The sequence below is a fragment of the Candidatus Methylacidiphilum fumarolicum genome (genome assembly GCF_949774925.1).
Taxonomy (GTDB): Bacteria; Verrucomicrobiota; Verrucomicrobiia; order Methylacidiphilales; family Methylacidiphilaceae; genus Methylacidiphilum; species Methylacidiphilum fumarolicum.
Genome location: NZ_OX458932.1, coordinates 1,811,091 through 1,830,411 on the forward strand (window position 1 = coordinate 1,811,091; position 19,321 = coordinate 1,830,411).

The 19,321-nt window shown below is 42.6% G+C and carries 18 protein-coding genes and 1 tRNA gene; 14 read left to right on the forward strand and 5 right to left on the reverse strand.

Annotated features, from left to right (window positions below):
* The first annotated feature begins 1,289 nt into the window (after positions 1 to 1,289).
* The 13 genes from QOL44_RS08260 (at position 1,290) to QOL44_RS08320 (ending at position 12,893) form a co-directional block, all read left to right on the forward strand.
* The gene (locus QOL44_RS08260; RefSeq protein WP_045086534.1) at positions 1,290 to 2,891 is read left to right on the forward strand and encodes a hypothetical protein; all 1,602 of its coding nucleotides are present in this window, start codon (positions 1,290 to 1,292) and stop codon (positions 2,889 to 2,891) included.
* Positions 2,888 to 3,550, forward strand: a complete 663-nt coding sequence (locus tag QOL44_RS08265; protein WP_045086533.1) for a hypothetical protein — start codon at positions 2,888 to 2,890, stop codon at positions 3,548 to 3,550. Before QOL44_RS08260 ends, QOL44_RS08265 begins: the two co-directional genes overlap by 4 nt.
* Positions 3,551 to 3,882: 332 nt before the next feature.
* Positions 3,883 to 4,413 (forward strand): hypothetical protein, encoded by a 531-nt coding sequence (locus QOL44_RS08270; protein WP_258042223.1) that lies wholly within the window; start codon positions 3,883 to 3,885, stop codon positions 4,411 to 4,413.
* A complete protein-coding gene (locus QOL44_RS08275; RefSeq protein WP_244229079.1) occupies positions 4,394 to 5,095 on the forward strand; it encodes a hypothetical protein in 702 nt (233 codons plus the stop codon). The genes QOL44_RS08270 and QOL44_RS08275 overlap by 20 nt, the downstream gene beginning before the upstream one ends.
* 329 nt (positions 5,096 to 5,424) lie before the next feature.
* Positions 5,425 to 5,961, forward strand: a complete 537-nt coding sequence (locus QOL44_RS08280; RefSeq protein ID WP_258042305.1) for a hypothetical protein — start codon at positions 5,425 to 5,427, stop codon at positions 5,959 to 5,961.
* Positions 5,958 to 6,614, forward strand: coding sequence for a hypothetical protein (locus tag QOL44_RS08285; RefSeq protein WP_045086530.1), 657 nt, complete (start codon positions 5,958 to 5,960; stop codon positions 6,612 to 6,614). The genes QOL44_RS08280 and QOL44_RS08285 overlap by 4 nt, the downstream gene beginning before the upstream one ends.
* Before the next feature lie 248 nt (positions 6,615 to 6,862).
* Complete coding sequence (locus QOL44_RS08290; RefSeq protein WP_045086529.1) at positions 6,863 to 7,960, forward strand: hypothetical protein; 1,098 nt, start codon at positions 6,863 to 6,865, stop codon at positions 7,958 to 7,960.
* Positions 7,957 to 8,613, forward strand: coding sequence for a hypothetical protein (locus QOL44_RS08295; RefSeq protein WP_045086528.1), 657 nt, complete (start codon positions 7,957 to 7,959; stop codon positions 8,611 to 8,613). Before QOL44_RS08290 ends, QOL44_RS08295 begins: the two co-directional genes overlap by 4 nt.
* A 329-nt stretch (positions 8,614 to 8,942) precedes the next feature.
* The gene (locus tag QOL44_RS08300) at positions 8,943 to 9,473 is read left to right on the forward strand and encodes a hypothetical protein (RefSeq protein WP_283401174.1); all 531 of its coding nucleotides are present in this window, start codon (positions 8,943 to 8,945) and stop codon (positions 9,471 to 9,473) included.
* Positions 9,470 to 10,123: a hypothetical protein gene (locus QOL44_RS08305; RefSeq protein WP_045086525.1), complete on the forward strand. Its 654-nt coding sequence runs from the start codon at positions 9,470 to 9,472 to the stop codon at positions 10,121 to 10,123. Before QOL44_RS08300 ends, QOL44_RS08305 begins: the two co-directional genes overlap by 4 nt.
* A gap of 249 nt (positions 10,124 to 10,372) precedes the next feature.
* On the forward strand, positions 10,373 to 11,467 hold the full coding sequence (locus tag QOL44_RS08310; protein ID WP_045086524.1) for a hypothetical protein: 1,095 nt from the start codon (positions 10,373 to 10,375) through the stop codon (positions 11,465 to 11,467).
* 17 nt (positions 11,468 to 11,484) lie between these two features.
* A complete protein-coding gene (locus tag QOL44_RS08315; RefSeq protein WP_045086523.1) occupies positions 11,485 to 12,141 on the forward strand; it encodes a hypothetical protein in 657 nt (218 codons plus the stop codon).
* Between the two features lie 98 nt (positions 12,142 to 12,239).
* A complete protein-coding gene (locus QOL44_RS08320; RefSeq protein WP_045086522.1) occupies positions 12,240 to 12,893 on the forward strand; it encodes a hypothetical protein in 654 nt (217 codons plus the stop codon).
* A gap of 53 nt (positions 12,894 to 12,946) precedes the next feature.
* On the opposite strand, the gene QOL44_RS08325 is transcribed toward QOL44_RS08320, so the two are convergent.
* Positions 12,947 to 14,182 (reverse strand): hypothetical protein, encoded by a 1,236-nt coding sequence (locus QOL44_RS08325; protein WP_009059134.1) that lies wholly within the window; start codon positions 14,180 to 14,182, stop codon positions 12,947 to 12,949.
* Between the two features lie 77 nt (positions 14,183 to 14,259).
* Positions 14,260 to 14,829 (reverse strand): hypothetical protein, encoded by a 570-nt coding sequence (locus tag QOL44_RS08330; protein ID WP_134373000.1) that lies wholly within the window; start codon positions 14,827 to 14,829, stop codon positions 14,260 to 14,262.
* A gap of 1,071 nt (positions 14,830 to 15,900) precedes the next feature.
* Between QOL44_RS08330 and QOL44_RS08335 the strand changes: the two genes are divergently transcribed.
* Positions 15,901 to 16,578 (forward strand): hypothetical protein, encoded by a 678-nt coding sequence (locus QOL44_RS08335; RefSeq protein ID WP_009059136.1) that lies wholly within the window; start codon positions 15,901 to 15,903, stop codon positions 16,576 to 16,578.
* A gap of 274 nt (positions 16,579 to 16,852) precedes the next feature.
* On the opposite strand, the gene QOL44_RS08340 is transcribed toward QOL44_RS08335, so the two are convergent.
* The 3 genes from QOL44_RS08340 to QOL44_RS08350 all read right to left on the reverse strand — a co-directional run bounded on the left by QOL44_RS08340 (position 16,853) and on the right by QOL44_RS08350 (position 19,009).
* Positions 16,853 to 16,943 (reverse strand) — tRNA-Ser (locus tag QOL44_RS08340).
* A gap of 745 nt (positions 16,944 to 17,688) precedes the next feature.
* A complete protein-coding gene (locus QOL44_RS08345) occupies positions 17,689 to 18,528 on the reverse strand; it encodes a D-alanyl-D-alanine carboxypeptidase family protein (protein ID WP_009059138.1) in 840 nt (279 codons plus the stop codon).
* Between the two features lie 4 nt (positions 18,529 to 18,532).
* Complete coding sequence (locus tag QOL44_RS08350; RefSeq protein WP_045086521.1) at positions 18,533 to 19,009, reverse strand: GIY-YIG nuclease family protein; 477 nt, start codon at positions 19,007 to 19,009, stop codon at positions 18,533 to 18,535.
* Positions 19,010 to 19,321 lie beyond the last annotated feature (312 nt).

The following is a 19,321-nucleotide window of genomic DNA, read 5'->3' on the forward strand; positions in this document are numbered from 1 at the left end:
TGGACGAAAAAACCGATCCATGCGTGGAGCGGGTAACTCTAGTCCTAGAGCCGTTAGGCTTGAATAGAGTATTCATCAAACAGAAAAAGATAAAGAACTAGCCCTTTACTAACCCTTCCTTAATAAGGCCAAGACTTCTCGGGATAAAAAGACTGACTAGCATTCATTCCCACTAGATCGCCGTTTACAACCAAAAATCCGATGGACTTGCCCCTTTCACAATCATTCAAAAGGTTTATCATTCTTAACATGCAACTATGTTTTGTTGGATCCAGGGCTGCTAATAAAATGGAAAAAATTCGTTCAAGGATTCATACTTCTTAGCACGTAACCATTCTATTGGAGAGGTCTCATCGTCAGTTGCTGATAAAATGATGAGCGTGCCCCAAAAACCAACGCGACACGCTAAAAAATCCTAGTAAAACTGGGGAATAGAGACTTCGGAGTCTCCGTAAAAATTTCTATCATTAGCTTTTTCTATTGCCGAGGAGATTGCTTGTGCAGGAAACAGCCTTCTAAAGCATAACTACTTTTCCTATGCGCTTATCATCAAGCTATGACCTCCCGACTCAAACTCTTTTGTGCAAATTTCAAATAATAAAATGCCTCTCCTTTAATTAACGAATACAAATCTTCAAAACACTTCCTATCCTTTGTTGGATTTATGTAACTACATAGTCCTCCCTTTATTGTAGATCGTAAAGTAAAGGCCTGAAGAACTATCGTATAGATATTTCCTAGCTAGACTTAAAGATTCGGCTAAATGAAGCTCATGGCCATGAAGCCCTTTATAAAGCTTCTTACATACAGATTACGTGTCACAAAATAAAAAAAATGACCTTCCTTTGGATCTTCTTCCCTTTACGACGGAATAGAAGATAGCCTGTCAATTACTGGATAATAATAACCCAATCCAAAACTAAACCCATTGGCATAAGCCAAAATTCCTTGTATACCCCTGAAATTACAACTCCAAATTCCCTTTGGCTTAGCTAATTAGCTTCTCCTGTTGATCGTGGAAATGGCGGTGGATTGAATACATTATAGGGTTTTTCTGCTTAATAAGAAAGAAACCTTTCCAATAATGTATATCATTGGTTATCTAAACTCATTACTCTTATCCATGTACAATATTAAAATAGTACTAACGAAAACTGAAAAAAATCCATTCGTTCGTTGGCGCATGCATTTTTAAGTCTTCATTCAATAAATTCTTCTGACTTTTCTTTTATTGGCAAACCTAAACAAAGTTTCTTTTTCCTATTAATAATAGTGCAAGAGAATAGGAAATGAGCGGAAAAAGGTTTTTTATTTTCTCTTTTTTTATTTTTCTTTTTTTTACTCTTCCTGCCTACTCTCAACAACAAGGCTATCAACCCAATGGGTCCCTTTCAGGGATCGATCCAAGTCTTGGTCCACTTATTCAAAAAGTTTTTCAGTTTGGTCAGCAAGCTAGAGAAGAAGGTGAGCAGATTGCCGTAAGCATCGCCCCCTTTCTATTTTTCATGGCCGCAGCCATTGGAGGATTTCGAGTGGCCTTCGGAAGGCCCATTATCGATGAACTCATCGATTATACCATCCATGCGGTCGTGATTTGGATCGTTGTGTATGCACAATTTCCTCAGCACCTTATTGATGCCGCCAGGCAAGCATTAATTCAAGGTGGACTTAACTGGGGGCATCAAATCGCTAACCTTGCCTTTGATCCGCCTGCAGGAAGTACCCCAACGCAATGGTGGATATGTTGGATCCATGTGCCTCCATCCAGTGGAATTGGGGCTGTGGCATCTCCAGGAGGAGTGTGTCCGGGCAATATCGCCGATTTTAAATTTGGACCGATCTTTGTAAGCCGCATGTTTGGACTAGCCAATAATTTGGCGATTTTTAATCCAGTAGTCTACAAATATCTCAATCAAGCCTTTCAGGGACTTCTCTCATGGATGGCCATGATGCCAAATGACATCAGTCCGGTTGCTTCTCAAACTGTCACTGCCATGCAGATCTGGGCAATCCCTCTTATGACTTCTATCGGCTGGGTATTTGCTCTAGTCTTAACAGCGGCTCTCCTGTGCATTGGAGCTATCTTCACCATCATCTTTAGCCAGATTATATTGCTTGGGGGCAGTGAGGCAGCCTATCAAGCCTTGACCGGTTTTGGGATTGCTCTGGTCCCATTGACTTTCTTTGCTTCCTTCCGTGGACTCTGGAGGCCAATGCTTATAGGCCTAGTCGCCGTATCAATCGTCCCACCCCTTTACTGCATCCTTGCCGGACTTGGTTATATGATGGCAGACATCATTTTTAACACCCTCTTTGGCATTAGTGTCAGTGGGGATATGGGCTTTGTAGCGGGTGCAACAACTCTAGGAGCCATGGTCCCAATGATCATTGAAGCAACCATCGGCTGGCCTATTAACGGACTTAGCCTTTCCAACCTTTTTGGAGGCAGTGAAGGCGGCTTTTCCAGTCTCTTACAAGTCTTTCTCCAATCCATTCTTACCAATAACGGTGCCACAGGAGGGGTCCCTATTCAACAATGCCTAGAACAAGGGGCTACGGCTAAAAGCTCTTTTTTGTGTGCTGTGGTCTATACCATTCTAGGGTTTTTGCAGGCTTCAGGAGCTTGGGTGCTCTACTCCCTAGGCATCAACATTGTGGCCGCTTTTATCTATGCTGGTTCTATGTTCCCTCTTGTTGCCGTACGAGTTGCGTATGGATGGTCTTTAGCCTTCTCTGACATGGCTGGGGCCTTGCTGGAAGGCTTTAGCGGGCATTTCGGTAGGGTGCACGGGGCAAGCATGGAAGGACTCCAGGGTGTGGGACAGAATATCCAAACCCGAGTAGGAGGCATCGTAAGAGCAATTGCTGGAAAGGACCCCCGCGTCCCATGACGATCCTGCTTTCCTTTTTTTTCCTTTATTATTACATTGAATCAACACATACCTATGCCAAGCTCTTCCTAACTAGGGAGAAAACCTACCCATATGTCCTAAGTCCCCATGTCTTCTTTGATCAAAAAGTAATTTACAATTGCAATGAAATGTCAAACGCACATATTCCCGAAGATCCCAGGTATCCTGCGGTATGGGCCAGGGCTTGGATTAATGGCCATCCACTAAGCATGAAAAAATACACTAGAGCGCAAGCAGCATCTATGAGAGTCCGTAATGTTTCTCGTCATTCGAAATACGTCTGGCTTTCTAACCACTATGAAGGTAGCGGAGAACTACATAAACAGGCGGAGTTTGTCGTGCTGCCGGCAGAAGGCACTCAAAAAATAGATGAATACATCTGTATTTTACACTGGGATGATCTTGATCGTCCAATCGAAGAAGTAACCTTTACGATGGATCTTGGGGCCATCACCATGGCTATTCCTGGCATCGGTAGACAAAATAATCCTTATTATGTTCAGTGGCTCTATGGCACGTTTTTTAGGCTAGAACCTCCCGGTTACCAAAGAGTCGGGAGTACTGTCAGCTGGCGCTGGACCCATATCCCAAGGATTGACCAAAAAATCCGCATCCAATGGTATGCCTGGTATAGATGAATGGATCTTATCTCGGCTCTTCGCTTCAGAAGAAATCAGAGTTTCTAATAATGTTTTTGATTTCAATGCAAGGCTCTTATCCCTTTTTATAGTGTCTTTTTTAAACTATGACACAGGCATTGTAAAATGCCTCCGTTTGTAGATGCCTAACTCAGTCAGGAAAGTTAAAAGAAAAATCTCTTTGTTTTCCTTTCATTGGTCAAGTCTTTCCCTTCTTTTTCCTATTACTAGTTCTATACACCGTAATCAATGAATAAAATATGTCTTTTTGTTTTTTTCTTCTATCCTTTTCCCTCCCTTTTTTTCTGGCATCCCCAGGAGGAGTATGTCCGATGAATATAGCCGATTTTAAATTTGGACCGATCATTGAAGCAACCATCGGCTGGCCTATTAACGGACTTAGCCTTTCCAACCTTTTTGGAGGCAGTGAAGGCGGCTTTTCCAGTCTCTTACAAGTCTTTCTCCAATCCATTCTTACCAATAACGGTGCCACAGGAGGGATCCCTATTCAACAATGCCTAGAACAAGGGGCTACGGCTAAAAGCTCTTTTTTGTGTGCTGTGGTCTATACCATTCTAGGGTTTTTGCAGGCTTCCGGAGCCTGGGTGCTCTACTCCTTAGGCATCAACATTGTGGCCGCTTTTATCTATGCTGGTTCGATGTTCCCTCTTGTCGCCGTACGAGTTGCGTATGGATGGTCTTTAGCCTTCTCTGATATGGCTGGTGCCTTGCTTGAAGGCTTTAGCGGGCATTTCGGTAGGGTGCATGGGGCAAGCATGGAAGGGCTCCAGGGTGTGGGACAGAATATCCAAACCCGAGTAGGAGGCGTCTTAAAAGCCATTGTTGGAAAGAAAATCGATTAAAAGCCATTATTGGAAAGGAATCTTGGTGACGATCCTGCTTTGCTTTTTTTTCCTATATCATTACATCGAATCCACCCATACCTATGCCAAGCTATTTCTGACAAGGGAGAAAACCTACCCGTATGCCCTACGCCCGCATGTCTTCATTGATCAAAAAGTAATTGCTTATACCAATCAAGAGAGACTAGCCTATATTCCGGAAGATCCCAGGTATCCTGCGGTATGGGCCAGGGCTTGGATTAAGGGCCATCCGTTGAGTATGAAAAAATACACTAGAACACATGCTGCCGGGATGGGTCTTGTAGTTTCTCAACATTCGAAATACATCTGGCTTTCGAAAGAAAATATACCTGATGGTGAACTTCATAAACAGGCGGAGTTTGCCGTACTGCCAGCAGAAGGCACTCAAAAAATAGATGAATATGTCTGTATTTTAAACTGGGAGTCAGACCGGCCCATTGAAGAGGTAACCTTTACGATGGATCTTGGGTCTATCACCATGGCTATTCCTGGCATCGGTAGACAAAATAACCCTTATTATGTTCAGTGGCTCTATGGCACGTTTTTTAGACTAGAACCTCCTGGCTACCAAAGAGTCGGTAGCACCGTCAACTGGCGCTGGTCTAATATCCCAAGGATTGACCAAAAAATTCGCATCCAATGGTATGCCTGGTATAGATGAATGGATCTCGTCTTGGCTTTCCGCTTCCTAAAAATCAGAGTTTGTAATAATGTTTCTGATTTCAAAGCAAGGCTCTTATCACTTTTTTATAGTGTCTTTTTTAAACTATGACATAGGCATTGTAAAATGCCTACGTTTGTGGACGCATAACTCAGGCAGGAAAGTTGAAAAAAATACCTTTATTTTCCTTTCATCGGTCCAGCCTTCCCTTCTTTTTCCTATTACTAGTTCTATACACCGTAATAAATGAATAAAATATGTCTTTTTGTTTTTTTCTTCTATCCTTTTCCCTCCCTTTTTTTCTGGCATCCCCAGGAGGAGTATGTCCGATGAATATAGCCGATTTTAAATTTGGACCGATCATTGAAGCGACCATCGGCTGGCCTATTAACGGACTTAGCCTTTCTAACCTTTTTGGAGGCAGTGAAGGCGGCTTTTCCAGTCTCTTACAAGTCTTTCTCCAATCCATTCTTACCAATAACGGTGCCACAGGAGGGGTCCCTATTCAACAATGCCTAGAACAAGGGGCTACGGCAAAAAGCTCTTTTTTGTGTGCTGTGGTCTATACCATTCTAGGGTTTTTGCAGGCTTCCGGAGCCTGTGTGCTCTACTCCTTAGGCATCAACATCGTGGCCGCGTTTATCTATGCGGGATCAATGTTTCCTCTTGTCGCCGTACGAGTTGCGTATGGATGGTCTTTAGCCTTCTCTGACATGGCTGGTGCCTTGCTGGAAGGCTTTAGCGGGCATTTCGGTAGGGTGCACGGGGCAAGCATAGAAGGGCTCCAGGGTGTGGGACAGAATATCCAAACCCGAGTAAGAGGCGTCGTAAGAGCCATTATTGGAAAGGATGGTCCCCACGAATGATGATCCTGATTTCCTTTTTTTTCCTCTATCATTACATCGAATCGACCCATACCTATGTGAAGCTCTTCCTGACGAGAGAAAAAACCTATCCGTATGCTCTAAGCCCGCATATCTTCTTTGATCAAAAAGTAATTTCTAATTCCAATCAAGGGCACCACGCCTATATTCCGGAAGATCCCAGGTATCCAGCGGTATGGGCCAGGGCTTGGATCAACGGCCATCCATTGAGCATAAAAAAATACACTAGAGCTCAGGCAGCGGAGTCCGGCTTTGTTTCACGTTATTCTAAATACGTCTGGCTTTCTAACTACTATGAAGAAAATGGAGAACTCCATAAACAAGCAGAGTTTGTCGTACTGCCAGCAGAAGGCATTCAAAAAATAGATGAATATGTCTGTATTTTAAACTGGGAGGATGTTGATCGGCCCATTGAAGAGGTGACCTTTACAATGGATCTTGGGGCTATCACCATGGCTATTCCTGGCATAGGTAGACAAAATAACCCTTATTATGTTCAATGGCTCTATGGGACGTTTTTTAGACTAGAACCTCCTGGCTACCAAAGAGTCGGTAGCATCGTCAGCTGGCGCTGGACCCATATCCTAAGGATTGACCAAAAAATCCGTATCCAATGGTATGCGTGGTATAGATGAATGGATCTTTTCTCGACTCTTCGATTCAAAAAAACCAGAGTTTCTAATAATGTTTTTGATTTCAATGCAAGGCTCTTATCCCTTTTTATAGTGTCTTTTTTAAACTATGACACAGGCATTGTAAAATGCCTCCGTTTGTAGATGCCTAACTCAGTCAGGAAAGTTAAAAGAAAAATCTCTTTGTTTTCCTTTCATTGGTCCAGTCTTTCCCTTCTTTTTCCTATTAAAAGTTCTATACACCCTAATAAATGAATAAAATACCTGGCAATATCGCCGATTTTAAATTTGGAGCGATCTTTGTAAGTCGCATGTTTGGACTAGCCAATAATTTGGCGATCTTTAATCCTGTGGTCTACAAATATCTCAATCAAGCTTTTCAGGGGCTTCTCTCATGGATGGCTATAATGCCAAATGACATCAGTCCGGTTGCTTCTCAAACCGTCACTGCCATGCAGATCTGGGCAATCCCCCTTATGACTTCTATCGGCTGGGTATTTGCTCTTGTTTTAACAGTAGCTCTCCTTTGCATTGGAGCCATCTTCACCATCATCTTTAGCCAGATTATATTGCTTGGGGGCAGTGAGGCAGCCTATCAAGCCTTGACTGGTTTTGGCATTGCGCTGGTCCCATTGACTTTCTTTGCTTCCTTCCGTGGACTCTGGAGACCCATGCTTATAGGCCTAGTTGCCGTATCAATCGTCCCAGCCCTTTACTGCATCCTTGCTGGACTAGGTTACATGATGGCAGACATCATTTTTAACACCCTCTTTGGCATTAGTGTCAGTGGGGATATGGGCTTTGTAGCGGGTGCAACCACCCTAGGAGCTATGATTCCTATGATCATTGAAGCAACCATCGGCTGGCCTATTAACGGACTTAGCCTTTCTAACCTTTTTGGAGGCAGTGAAGGCGGCTTTTCCAGTCTCTTACAAGTCTTTCTCCAATCCATTCTTACCAATAACGGTGCTCCAGGAGGGGTCCCTATTCAACAATGCCTAGAACAAGGGGCTACGGCTAAAAGCTCTTTTTTGTGTGCTGTAGTTTATACTATTCTAGGGTTTTTGCAGGCTTCAGGAGCCTGGGTGCTCTACTCCTTAGGCATCAACATCGTGGCCGCTTTTATCTATGCTGGTTCAATGTTCCCTCTTGTCGCCGTACGAGTCGCTTATGGGTGGTCTTTAGCCTTCTCTGACATGGCTGGGGCCTTGCTGGAAGGCTTTAGCGGGCATTTCGGTAGGGTGCACGGGGCAAGCATAGAAGGGCTCCAGGGTGTGGGACAGAATATCCAAACCCGAGTAAGAGGCGTCGTAAGAGCCATTATTGGAAAGGATGATCCCCACAAATGATGATCCTGCTTTCCTTTTTTTTCCTTTATAATTACATCAAATCAACGCATACCTATGCCAAGCTCTTCTTGACGAGAGAAAAAACCTATCCGTATGCTCTAAGCCCGCATATATTCTTTGATCAAAAAGTAATTTCTAATTCCAATCAAGGGCACCACGCCTATATTCCGGAAGATCCCAGGTATCCAGCGGTATGGGCCAGGGCTTGGATTAACGGTCATCCCCTGAGCATAAAAAAATACACTAGAGCTCAGGCAGCGGAGTCCGGCTTTGTTTCACGTTATTCTAAATACGTCTGGCTTTCTAACTACTATGAAGAAAATGGAGAACTCCATAAACAAGCAGAGTTTGTCGTACTGCCAGCAGATGGCACTCAAAAAATAGATGAATATGTCTGTATTTTAAACTGGGAGCATGTTGATCGGCCCATTGAAGAGGTGACCTTTACGATGGATCTTGGGGCCATCACCATGGCTATTCCTGGAATCGGTAAACAAAATAACCCTTATTATGTTCAGTGGCTCTATGGCACGTTTTTTAGACTAGAACCTCCTGGCTACCAAAGAGTCGGCAGCACCGTCAGCTGGCGCTGGACCCATATCCAAAGGATTGACCAAAAAATTCGCATCCAATGGTATGCTTGGTATAGATGAATGGATCTTTTCTCAGCTCTTCGATTCAGAAGAATCAGAGGTTCTAATAATGTTTTTGATTTCAAAGCAAGGCTCTTATCACTTTTTTATAGTGTCTTTTTTAAACTATGACATAGGCATTGTAAAATGCCTACGTTTGTGGACGCATAACTCAGGCAGGAAAGTTGAAAAAAATACCTTTATTTTCCTTTCATCGGTCCAGCCTTCCCTTCTTTTTCCTATTACTAGTTCTATACACCGTAATAAATGAATAAAATATGTCTTTTTGTTTTTTTCTTCTATCCTTTTCCCTCCCTTTTTTTCTGGCATCCCCAGGAGGAGTATGTCCGATGAATATAGCCGATTTTAAATTTGGACCGATCATTGAAGCGACCATCGGCTGGCCTATTAACGGACTTAGCCTTTCTAACCTTTTTGGAGGCAGTGAAGGCGGCTTTTCCAGTCTCTTACAAGTCTTTCTCCAATCCATTCTTACCAATAACGGTGCCACAGGAGGGGTCCCTATTCAACAATGCCTAGAACAAGGGGCTACGGCAAAAAGCTCTTTTTTGTGTGCTGTGGTCTATACCATTCTAGGGTTTTTGCAGGCTTCCGGAGCCTGTGTGCTCTACTCCTTAGGCATCAACATCGTGGCCGCGTTTATCTATGCGGGATCAATGTTTCCTCTTGTCGCCGTACGAGTTGCGTATGGATGGTCTTTAGCCTTCTCTGACATGGCTGGTGCCTTGCTGGAAGGCTTTAGCGGGCATTTCGGTAGGGTGCACGGGGCAAGCATAGAAGGGCTCCAGGGTGTGGGACAGAATATCCAAACCCGCGTAGGAGGCATCGTAAGAGCAATTACTGGAAAAGGCTCACAATGACGATCCTGCTTTCCTTTTTTTTCCTTTATAATTACATCAAATCAACGCATACCTATGCCAAGCTCTTCCTGACGAGAGAAAAAACCTACCCATATGCCCTAAGCCCCCATGTCTTCTTTGATCAAAAAGTAATTACTTATGATCAAGGGGGATTCGCTTATATTCCGGAAGATCCCAGGTATCCTGCGGTATGGGCCAGGGCTTGGATTAACGGTCATCCCCTGAGCATGAAAAAATACACTAGAGGGCAAGCAGCCGGGATGGGGCATTTAGTTTCTCGACATTCGAAATACGTCTGGCTTTCTAACCACTATGAAGGTAGCGGAGAACTACATAAACAGGCGGAGTTTGTCGTGCTGCCGGCAGAAGCTACCCAAAAAATCGATGAATACGTCTGTATTTTAAATTGGGAGCCAGACCGGCCCATTGAAGAGGTGACCTTTACGATGGATCTTGGAGCCATCACCATGGCTATTCCTGGAATCGGTAGACAAAATAACCCTTATTATGTTCAGTGGCTCTATGGCACGTTTTTTAGGCTAGAACCTCCCGGTTACCAAAGAGTCGGGAGTACTGTCAGCTGGCGCTGGACCCATATCCCAAGGATTGACCAAAAAATCCGCATCCAATGGTATGCCTGGTATAGATGAATGGATCTTATCTCGGCTCTTCGCTTCAGAAGAAATCAGAGTTTCTAATAATGTTTTTGATTTCAATGCAAGGCTCTTATCCCTTTTTATAGTGTCTTTTTTAAACTATGACACAGGCATTGTAAAATGCCTCCGTTTGTAGATGCCTAACTCAGTCAGGAAAGTTAAAAGAAAAATCTCTTTGTTTTCCTTTCATTGGTCAAGTCTTTCCCTTCTTTTTCCTATTACTAGTTCTATACACCCTAATAAATGAATAAAATACCTGGCAATATCGCCGATTTTAAATTTGGACCGATCTTTGTAAGTCGTATGTTTGGACTAGCCAATAATTTGGCGATCTTTAATCCAGTGGTCTACAAATATCTCAATCAAGCCTTTCAGGGACTTCTCTCATGGATGGCCATGATGCCAAATGACATCAGTCCGGTTGCTTCTCAAACTGTCACTGCCATGCAGATCTGGGCAATCCCTCTTATGACTTCTATCGGTTGGGTATTTGCTCTAGTCTTAACAGCGGCTCTCCTGTGCATTGGAGCTATCTTCACCATCATCTTTAGCCAGATTATATTGCTTGGGGGCAGTGAGGCAGCCTATCAAGCCTTGACTGGTTTTGGCATTGCTCTGGTCCCATTGACTTTTTTTGCTTCCTTCCGTGGACTCTGGAGACCCATGCTTATAGGCCTAGTTGCCGTATCAATCGTCCCAGCCCTTTACTGCATCCTTGCTGGACTTGGTTATATGATGGCAGACATCATTTTTAACACCCTCTTTGGCATTAGTGTCAGTGGGGATATGGGCTTTGTAGCGGGTGCAACAACTCTAGGAGCCATGGTCCCAATGATCATTGAAGCGACCATCGGCTGGCCTATTAACGGACTTAGCCTTTCCAACCTTTTTGGAGGCAGTGAAGGCGGCTTTTCTAGTCTCTTACAAGTCTTTCTCCAATCCATTCTTACCAATAACGGTGCCACAGGAGGGGTCCCTATTCAACAATGCCTAGAACAAGGGGCTACGGCTAAAAGCTCTTTTTTGTGTGCTGTGGTCTATACCATTCTAGGGTTTTTGCAGGCTTCAGGAGCTTGGGTGCTCTACTCCTTAGGCATCAACATCGTGGCCGCGTTTATCTATGCTGGTTCAATGTTCCCTCTTGTCGCCGTACGAGTTGCGTATGGATGGTCTTTAGCCTTCTCTGATATGGCTGGTGCCTTGCTTGAAGGCTTTAGCGGGCATTTCGGTAGGGTGCATGGGGCAAGCATGGAAGGGCTCCAGGGTGTGGGACAGAATATCCAAACCCGAGTAAGAGGCGTCGTAAGGGCTTTAACCAAAGGAAATATTGAGGGATAATTAGACAATTTTTCCCAATGATTATCCTGTTTTCTTTCTTTTTTCTTTATTGGTACTTCGAATCAACCCATACCTATGTCAAGCTCTTCCTGACGAGGGAGAAAACCTACCCATATGTCCTAAGTCCTCATGTCTTCTTTGATCAAAAAGTTGTTTTTAAATGCAATGAAGGTTTCAACGCCTATATTCCGGAAGATCCCAAGTATCCTGCGGTATGGGCCAGGGCTTGGATTAATGGTCATCCGCTGAGCATGAAAAAATATAATGCCCAGCAAGCATCTATGATAGTCCGTTATGTTTCTCGCCATTCGAAATATGTCTGGCTTTCTAGAGAAAACATACCCGATGGAGAACTCCATAAACAAGCAGAGTTTGTCGTACTGCCAGCAGAAGGCGCTCAAAAAATAGATGAATACATCTGTATTTTGCACTGGGAGTCAGATCGGCCCATTGAAGAGGTGACCTTTACAATGGATCTTGGGGCTATCACCATGGCTATTCCTGGAATCGGTAAACAAAATAACCCTTATTATGTTCAGTGGCTCTATGGCACGTTTTTTAGACTAGAACCTCCTGGCTACCAAAGAGTCGGTAGCATCGTCAGCTGGCGCTGGACCCATATCCCAAGGATAGATCAGAAAATCCGCATCCAATGGTATGCCTGGTATAGATGATTTTTTTTATGCTTCCTTCCACTCCCAATACCACACTACCTAATAATGAGTTGAGTCCCAACCGACCTATGATTAACTCTCCATAGGAAAGACCACCCATGACGATTCTGCTTTCCTTTTTTTTCCTTTATAATTACATCGAATCAACCCATACCTATGTCAAGCTCTTCCTAACGAGGGAGAAAACCTACCCGTACACCCTACGCCCGCATGTCTTCTTTGATCAAAAAGTAGTTGCTTATGACCAAGGGGGATTCGCCTATATTCCGGAAGATGCCAGGTATCCTGCGGTTTGGGCCAGGGCTTGGATCAACGGCCATCCGCTGCTCATGAAAAAATACACTAGCGCGCAAGCAGCCGAGGCGGGTCATCTAGTTTCTCGTCATTCGAAATATGCCTGGTTTTCTAACCTCTATGAAGGTAGCGGAGAACTCCATAAACAAGCGGAGTTTGTCGTACTGCCAGCAGAAGACACTCAAAAAATCGATGAATACATCTGTATTTTAAATTGGCAGTCAGACCGGCCAATCGAAGAGGTAACCTTCACGATGGATCTTGGGACCATTATCATGGCCATTCCAGGCATCGGTAAACAAAATAGCCCGTATTATGTCCAGTGGCTCTATGGCACTTTTTTTAGGCTAGAACCTCCTGGCTACCAAAGAGTCGGTAACACCGTCAGCTGGCGTTGGTCCAAGATCCCAAGGATTGATGAGAAAATCCACATCCAATGGTATGCCTGGTATAGATGATTTGAATATTCCTTCTATGCGCCAGTGGCGCATGAGTAATTTGATATTCTATATTATGGTACTTTTTCTTTAGAGGTATCTTTTTCTTTTTGTTTCTTACCATCCGATAAGGAAAGAGGATAACGCATCTGAGATTTTGTTTGTATTTGTATCCCGTGGGTTATCGCTTTTTGTAAGCCTTTCTGACTTTCAAACACATAATCTGTGGGATAATTTCTAAATTCATCCGTATACGCATCAGCAGTAACGACATAGGGGAAACCTGCTTTCTTCAGTTCCTCGGAAAGATCAGTGTTTCTTGTTTTCCATTCTCCCAAATGGTAAGCTCCTCCCCAATGGATCACTCTGGCACCTGGATAATAAAAAGATCTAGTTTCTGCCACTTTTTTAATGCTGCATGGACCATATTTATGATCCTTTTTTAACTCTAGGGTTCCAGACATCCTTTGATCCCTATAATTCAAAAATTCAGGGTTCATGTCTGCTTCTATGATAATGTTTCCACTATCGATATCTCCTAATTTTTGATAGCATCGAACTACAAGGCTTTTATCCCTCCGCTGCATTTTCGCTATACTATCCAGTTGCTTTAAGAAGAGATCCTGGGAATCATGTAAAAAAATTCCTTCTTTTTGAAGTGCCTCGGCTAGTTTCTTTTTAAGACTCTCTTTTGGGCTTTTCTCAAGCAAAGCACTTTTCCTTGCTTTCTTTAGGTACTCCTCAATAGGCTGTTGGCAGGATTCAGGCAAACCTATTCTAAGAAATAGATTTCCTTTTTTCGCCTGTTCTTTCAGTTCTTTCGTGCTAATGTCCACCGCATAGACCTGCAAATTTCCATGGTTTAGAACATTATGCTTTACTGCCTCTCTGATTACATCGGCATAATTAGGCATACCTTTAATCGGTCCTATTTCCCCAGTGTCTTTCGCCCCAGTTCTTTTTTCCACTAAATACCATTGGTTTGTATCCCTTTTGAAATAATACTTTTCCATCTCATAAGGTGAGAGAAGAGCAGGGTTTCTTTTTGTCATTTTATAGAGCAGTTTTGCTTCCAATCGATCGACTCTTTTTTCAGCTTCTTGCATATCTAATTTATGCTCGTTAGCCTTTTCATAGATCTGACTAGCTTTCCGCATAAAATGTTGGATTAGGGGATTAAAATCCCTTGAAAGTTCCAAGGCTATAACAAAGCCTTGTTGATCAAGTTGAGGAAGGGTCTTTATTAAGGACTTATGATGATTCTTAGTGTGGATCTCACCCACAAGGACCGCTAAATCTCTTCTTTTCATTTTTTATGGCAAGTTGTAGTTTTTAACCTATACATTGTAAAACCACTAAGAAAGATTAGATAACAGTGAAGGTGACACTAAGGAGACTTGGTAAGACTAAACTGTAATTCGACTAGCCTATTTGCTATGAATTTACATCTTAGAGGAGACGGTGTTATATATTGTTCTTTGCTGATAGAGATTGGATAGGGTATCAATAAAGAGCCATTCTTCTCCAGAAACTTTCTCTTAAGCCCATAGGCTTTTATGATATCTTCAGGACTAAACTTCACTTTACTTCCATCAAAAGTTATAACGACATTTTGCTTCTTCTCAATGCAACTAATTGATAAGCGATTTGGATTTTTCTCCAGGATAAGCATCCACCCCCCCAAATCTCCTATCGGAGTTTCATATTCTTCATCTTTTGTGTAGTCAACCGCTACAATTTCTCTTATGGCTCGATCAACTGTACTTGGACAATCATAAGTGTAAACTGATTTTCTAGTTCGAATTTCACAATAATCATGCCCTTTTTGTATGACTTTCGGACGGGAAGAATATTTTTGAACCCTAAAGATTCTGTTATCCTCTGTTATTTTATATAAATTATCCGGAAAATAATATGTTATTGCTTTAACAAGACTTTTAAAGTCTTCGATATCCATCGATTGTTTTCTTATTAAATTTAAAAGCTTGGTTTCAGCGTCTAGGAGTTCTATGGTGCCAAGAAAAAAAAGAAAAAAGAAAACCATCCGTTTCTCACAAAACAAGTTCAATATTCTCATATCTATTTTATAGGTTCCCAATTCTATAAGAGAACCTCCCTAGGTCTGTTTTTTTTCTGTTTTATCCCCACATCTGTAGCCCTCAAGTCATATGAGACCAGCCCAAACAATTTAGGTTTTTCAGAGAGCTATTTATTAGCTAAGAAAAGAAGTAACTGAAGGTCTATCTACTTCCCTCCGTCTAATCAAAAGTTTCAAGAGTTCTTAAGTAAGAGATGAAAAGAAATTTCACTTTTCACTTGATTAGAGAACAGGGGCTTTGACCTCCTCTCATGCCTAAAGACCGGAGATTCCTTGCTCGTTCACACACAGCATTGAGCCACTTTTTTCTTCTAAGCCGCCTAGACGGGTTCCTGTTGCCTGTGAGCTAATGCATCGCTCATTTACGGGCAAGCCAAGCGTGCTTAGCCTTTAGAATATTGATTATATCCACCACATCGACGTTATCTTGGAAACCCCATTCCTCGCATTGAACTGGCCTTGACTCTGATGGTTTGCCTTCGACACCTATTCACCATACGGGCAGGTACGGCTGGCATTCTTCCGATAGCACGGCAATAAGCCATCCGTTCTTTCATTGCTCATTATAACCAGTTTATGGCAGAACTCTCCTAAGCGTTGATCGGCAATAGACTTGTTCAGGGCAGCTCCTATCATTGCTTAGTTTTAGCTAATTGCAGTCAAGGTTTTGTGCAGGAACTTATGGCCAACATAGCGTCAATACGGGCATAAATCCCTTAGACGCAGGCATTGGCCTTCTTGCACTTGTTGCTGATCTCTAGCTTGCAGCTCACGCGTAGGAAAAGCACTGATCAAAAAGATAACCTCTCCCCTATGTCGCAACGAGCGACCATTCCTCTCCTTTGGATAGGGATGGATCCATCATCATCCAAAACCTAGATAGAAAAGAAAGAATTGCAGAATAACCCCCTTTCATCAAAAATAGGAAAAATGGGTCTTTTGTCTTTCTTTCTTGCCTTCTTCTTTTTTGCTTACTATGAAAAAATAGACACCTATGCTCGACTCTTTCTCACTCAAAAGCCTGGCACTATGTTCCAGGAACCGCACATATTTTTCGATCAACGATATTCTTCCGTACTTTCTCCTGTACTATTCGTAGGCAATCTATTTTTGCCTGAAGACCCTCAATTTCCAGCATTGTGGGTCAGGGGATGGCTCAATGGCTCTCCGATTCCTATGAAAAAATATCCACGAGAAGAAGCAGAAAAAATTTTTGCTAGACATTATGCCTCACACTACGCCCAATATGTCTGGCTTTCTGAGTCTTTTCATGTCCATGGTGGTTATAATTATATCATTCAAGCTGAATTCAACGTCCTTCCGGCTCTAGAACAAGGGAAAATTGATGAATTCCACTATATTATCAATGGAAATTCTTCCGAACCCCTGTATATGACTTTTACTCTAGATCTCAGCTACATCAATCGATTCATTCCTGGAATTGGAAAACCCAACTCTCCCTATTTTATCCAATGGTTGTGTGGCAATTTTTTTAAACTTTCTCCAGATGGCTACAAAACTTCGAGTGGTAGAGTCTATTGGCAGTGGCAAAATATTCATTCTATTGATCAAAAAATTAAAGCAGAATGGTATGCTTGGTACAGGTAAACACCATCAAATGGATTATTACCAATGTCTAGCATACTTTTTTTAAAAAAGCTTTGGATGACCTAAGGTTCTTCAGTAAAGCTCATCGAAGCATAATTATTCCAGGGGAAGTATAAAAAAGAGAGAGAAATAATTTCTTGGACAGTAGCCATGGTTAAAAAAACCCTTTTTAGTCCAAGGGATTGAAAGTTATCCTTTGGCCACTACAAACTCTTTCCCTGAGAATGCCCTTGGAGTCACTTAATAAAAGCCATCTTGTCTTCTGTATAGGGAATGGCGGACAGGGTGGGATTCGAACCCACGAGGGAGGGAAACTCCCTAACGGTTTTCAAGACCGTCCCAATCAACCGCTCTGGCACCTGTCCCTATTCAGACATAAATACTTCAAGGCATATCTTACTGAACCACTTGGCTATAGGCAATAGCTATTAGAGTGACACTCCCATATTTCCTAAAGAGGATGAGTTTCTAACCCCCTCTCTCCTGTTCCCATAGCCTTTTCCCGATATGATGGTTGATACTTATGACTGAAGCTAGAGAGAGCGTTGGCCTCTCTCCGGGCTACTACCACCCTTGAGACTTCTTAGGAACACCTCCAATCCACAGGATTTGCATCGTCAGGTCCATCCATTGGGCTGGTGATACAGGCCGTATACCACACACCGGCTAGACCTGTTAGGCTCCTCTCCTGTGAAACACACAATGCGCCCTTTTCCCAACTTTTTGAGTTGCTATCCATTGTCCTTGCCGTATTCCACATGCTCTGGTTATGGGAAGAGCCGGCATGGTTTCTCAGGACCTTTTAGAGTTGCCGAAAAAAACGACTGAATACGTTGTGGAATCTCTTGGAGACAAAGGATGCATATTCGTTTCCTTTTTGCTACTCTAGCGGAATGAATGGTGCAGGACAAACCAGAATAACTAGTTGGATCCATTATCCACTTGCCTACCCCTTCGGGGGGATTCTGAATTGTCGCCGGAAAGTACTCGCAGCAAGAAAAAGAACACGTAGGACTTACTCTTCATGGAGTGGGCTTTTACTCTTCTGCGCTTTGGCAAGAGACTTTGAGCCTGTGCCTTATTTCCATTCCGTGCCGCTTTGTAAAGTGGTTATGGCAATGGGCCTCCAAAAAAAGGTTGTAAGAGCACAAGCGCATCATACCATTTGTTAGGGCTATCTAGGATAACAATGATGAGTTTTTTCTCTTTTCTTTGGCACAAACCAACGAAAGTATTTCTGGATTCAGGGGTCCAACCAGTTTTTCCAGCCACCATACCCTGATAAAGATCGAGCAGTTTATTGGTCGACATAAGGTATTGAACGGGTTTGCCCTCCACAGTAAATAGTTCATAATTGACAGAAGCAGCGATTTTTACAAGGTCTGGAACAGCTAGAAAAGCTTCAAAAATTTTCCTCAAATCGTTTGCACAGGTCATGTGACCAGGATAAGAAATCCCGTGAGGATTCTGAAAATGGGTGTGCAAGCATCCTAAAGTTCTTGCTTTTTTATTCATCTCATCGACAAAGGCCATGACAGTCCCACCAGAATGCCTGGCCAAAGCCATGGCTGCTTCATTGCTCGAAGCAAGAAGCATGGCATAGAGGAGACTTTTGACCGAGTATTTTTCTCCAGGCAGAAAGCGAACCACAGGACATTCCGATAGACCGAGGTCTCCGGGCTGTATTGTAACGGTCCCTTCCAGTTTGGTCTTTTCGTAGGTGATAAGTGCAGTCATGATTTTTGTGGTGCTTGCTGGATAATACTGTGAGTCAGCATCGCGACTAAACAGATCTTTTTTTTGGTCCACATCCCATACAAGGGCTGCTCTGGCCTGCAGATTCTTTTCAATAAAGGTAGCTTCTTCACCCATAGCTAATCGAAGCAGCGGAATAGCCCAAAAGAGGACATAAAGCAATAGCTTTAGCTTCTGTCTATTCTTGTTTTTCATGGTTTTAGATCTTCTCTATGATTTTTGTGCTAATTTTTTCCCAATCCAACTCATTTGGCGTATACAACAAATGGCTTATACACTTCTTCTGGCAATCCGTCGAGCCAAATCCTGGCAAAGGGGCCCTTAAACCATAAAAATGGATCAATCCTTGGCTCAACAAGCATTCTAGAAAGGGAGTTAAACGTTCATACAAGCAGATAGCTACAAAAGAGGCCTGAGGGGTCAAAAGATCAATATGCCAATGAGCAGTTTTAAAAACTGAAATATGCCTAGAAAGACGGCTGCGTAAGCCACCATTCCCTCTGGCCGAACCGCAATAACAATACCATCCTTCAGCTATCAGCCTCTTTGTTTGTTTAAAAAAAATGGTTGTTCTGCTTAAAAAGAAAATAAGTAGATAGGATCCCTTTCTAGCTGGTATATCAGTTAGAGAAAAAGAAGAAGAAAAAGGGATAAATCTTTCTTTTTGAGAGCGCATCTTTCTTTGTGATAATTGTGTTAGAAAGACCATTTTTTTCTTTTTTTTATCATTTTGAATGCTAAAACTAATGCCATAAAAAGACCTAATTGGAATGAAATTTTTAGCATTTTAGGCTACATAATTCTTTTTACTGGAGTAGCTTACTTAACGTTACATGGAAGCTGCACTCCATTTAAATTTTGAGATGGCACTTGGATATGGCGGTCTTCCCTCTTTTGTTTTCTTCTTGTAAAAAAGCTTTAATTTTTCTTTTAGCCATAACGGTCTTGTCTACTCTTCCAAATGCTTACTCCAAAAGTGTTAAAGACG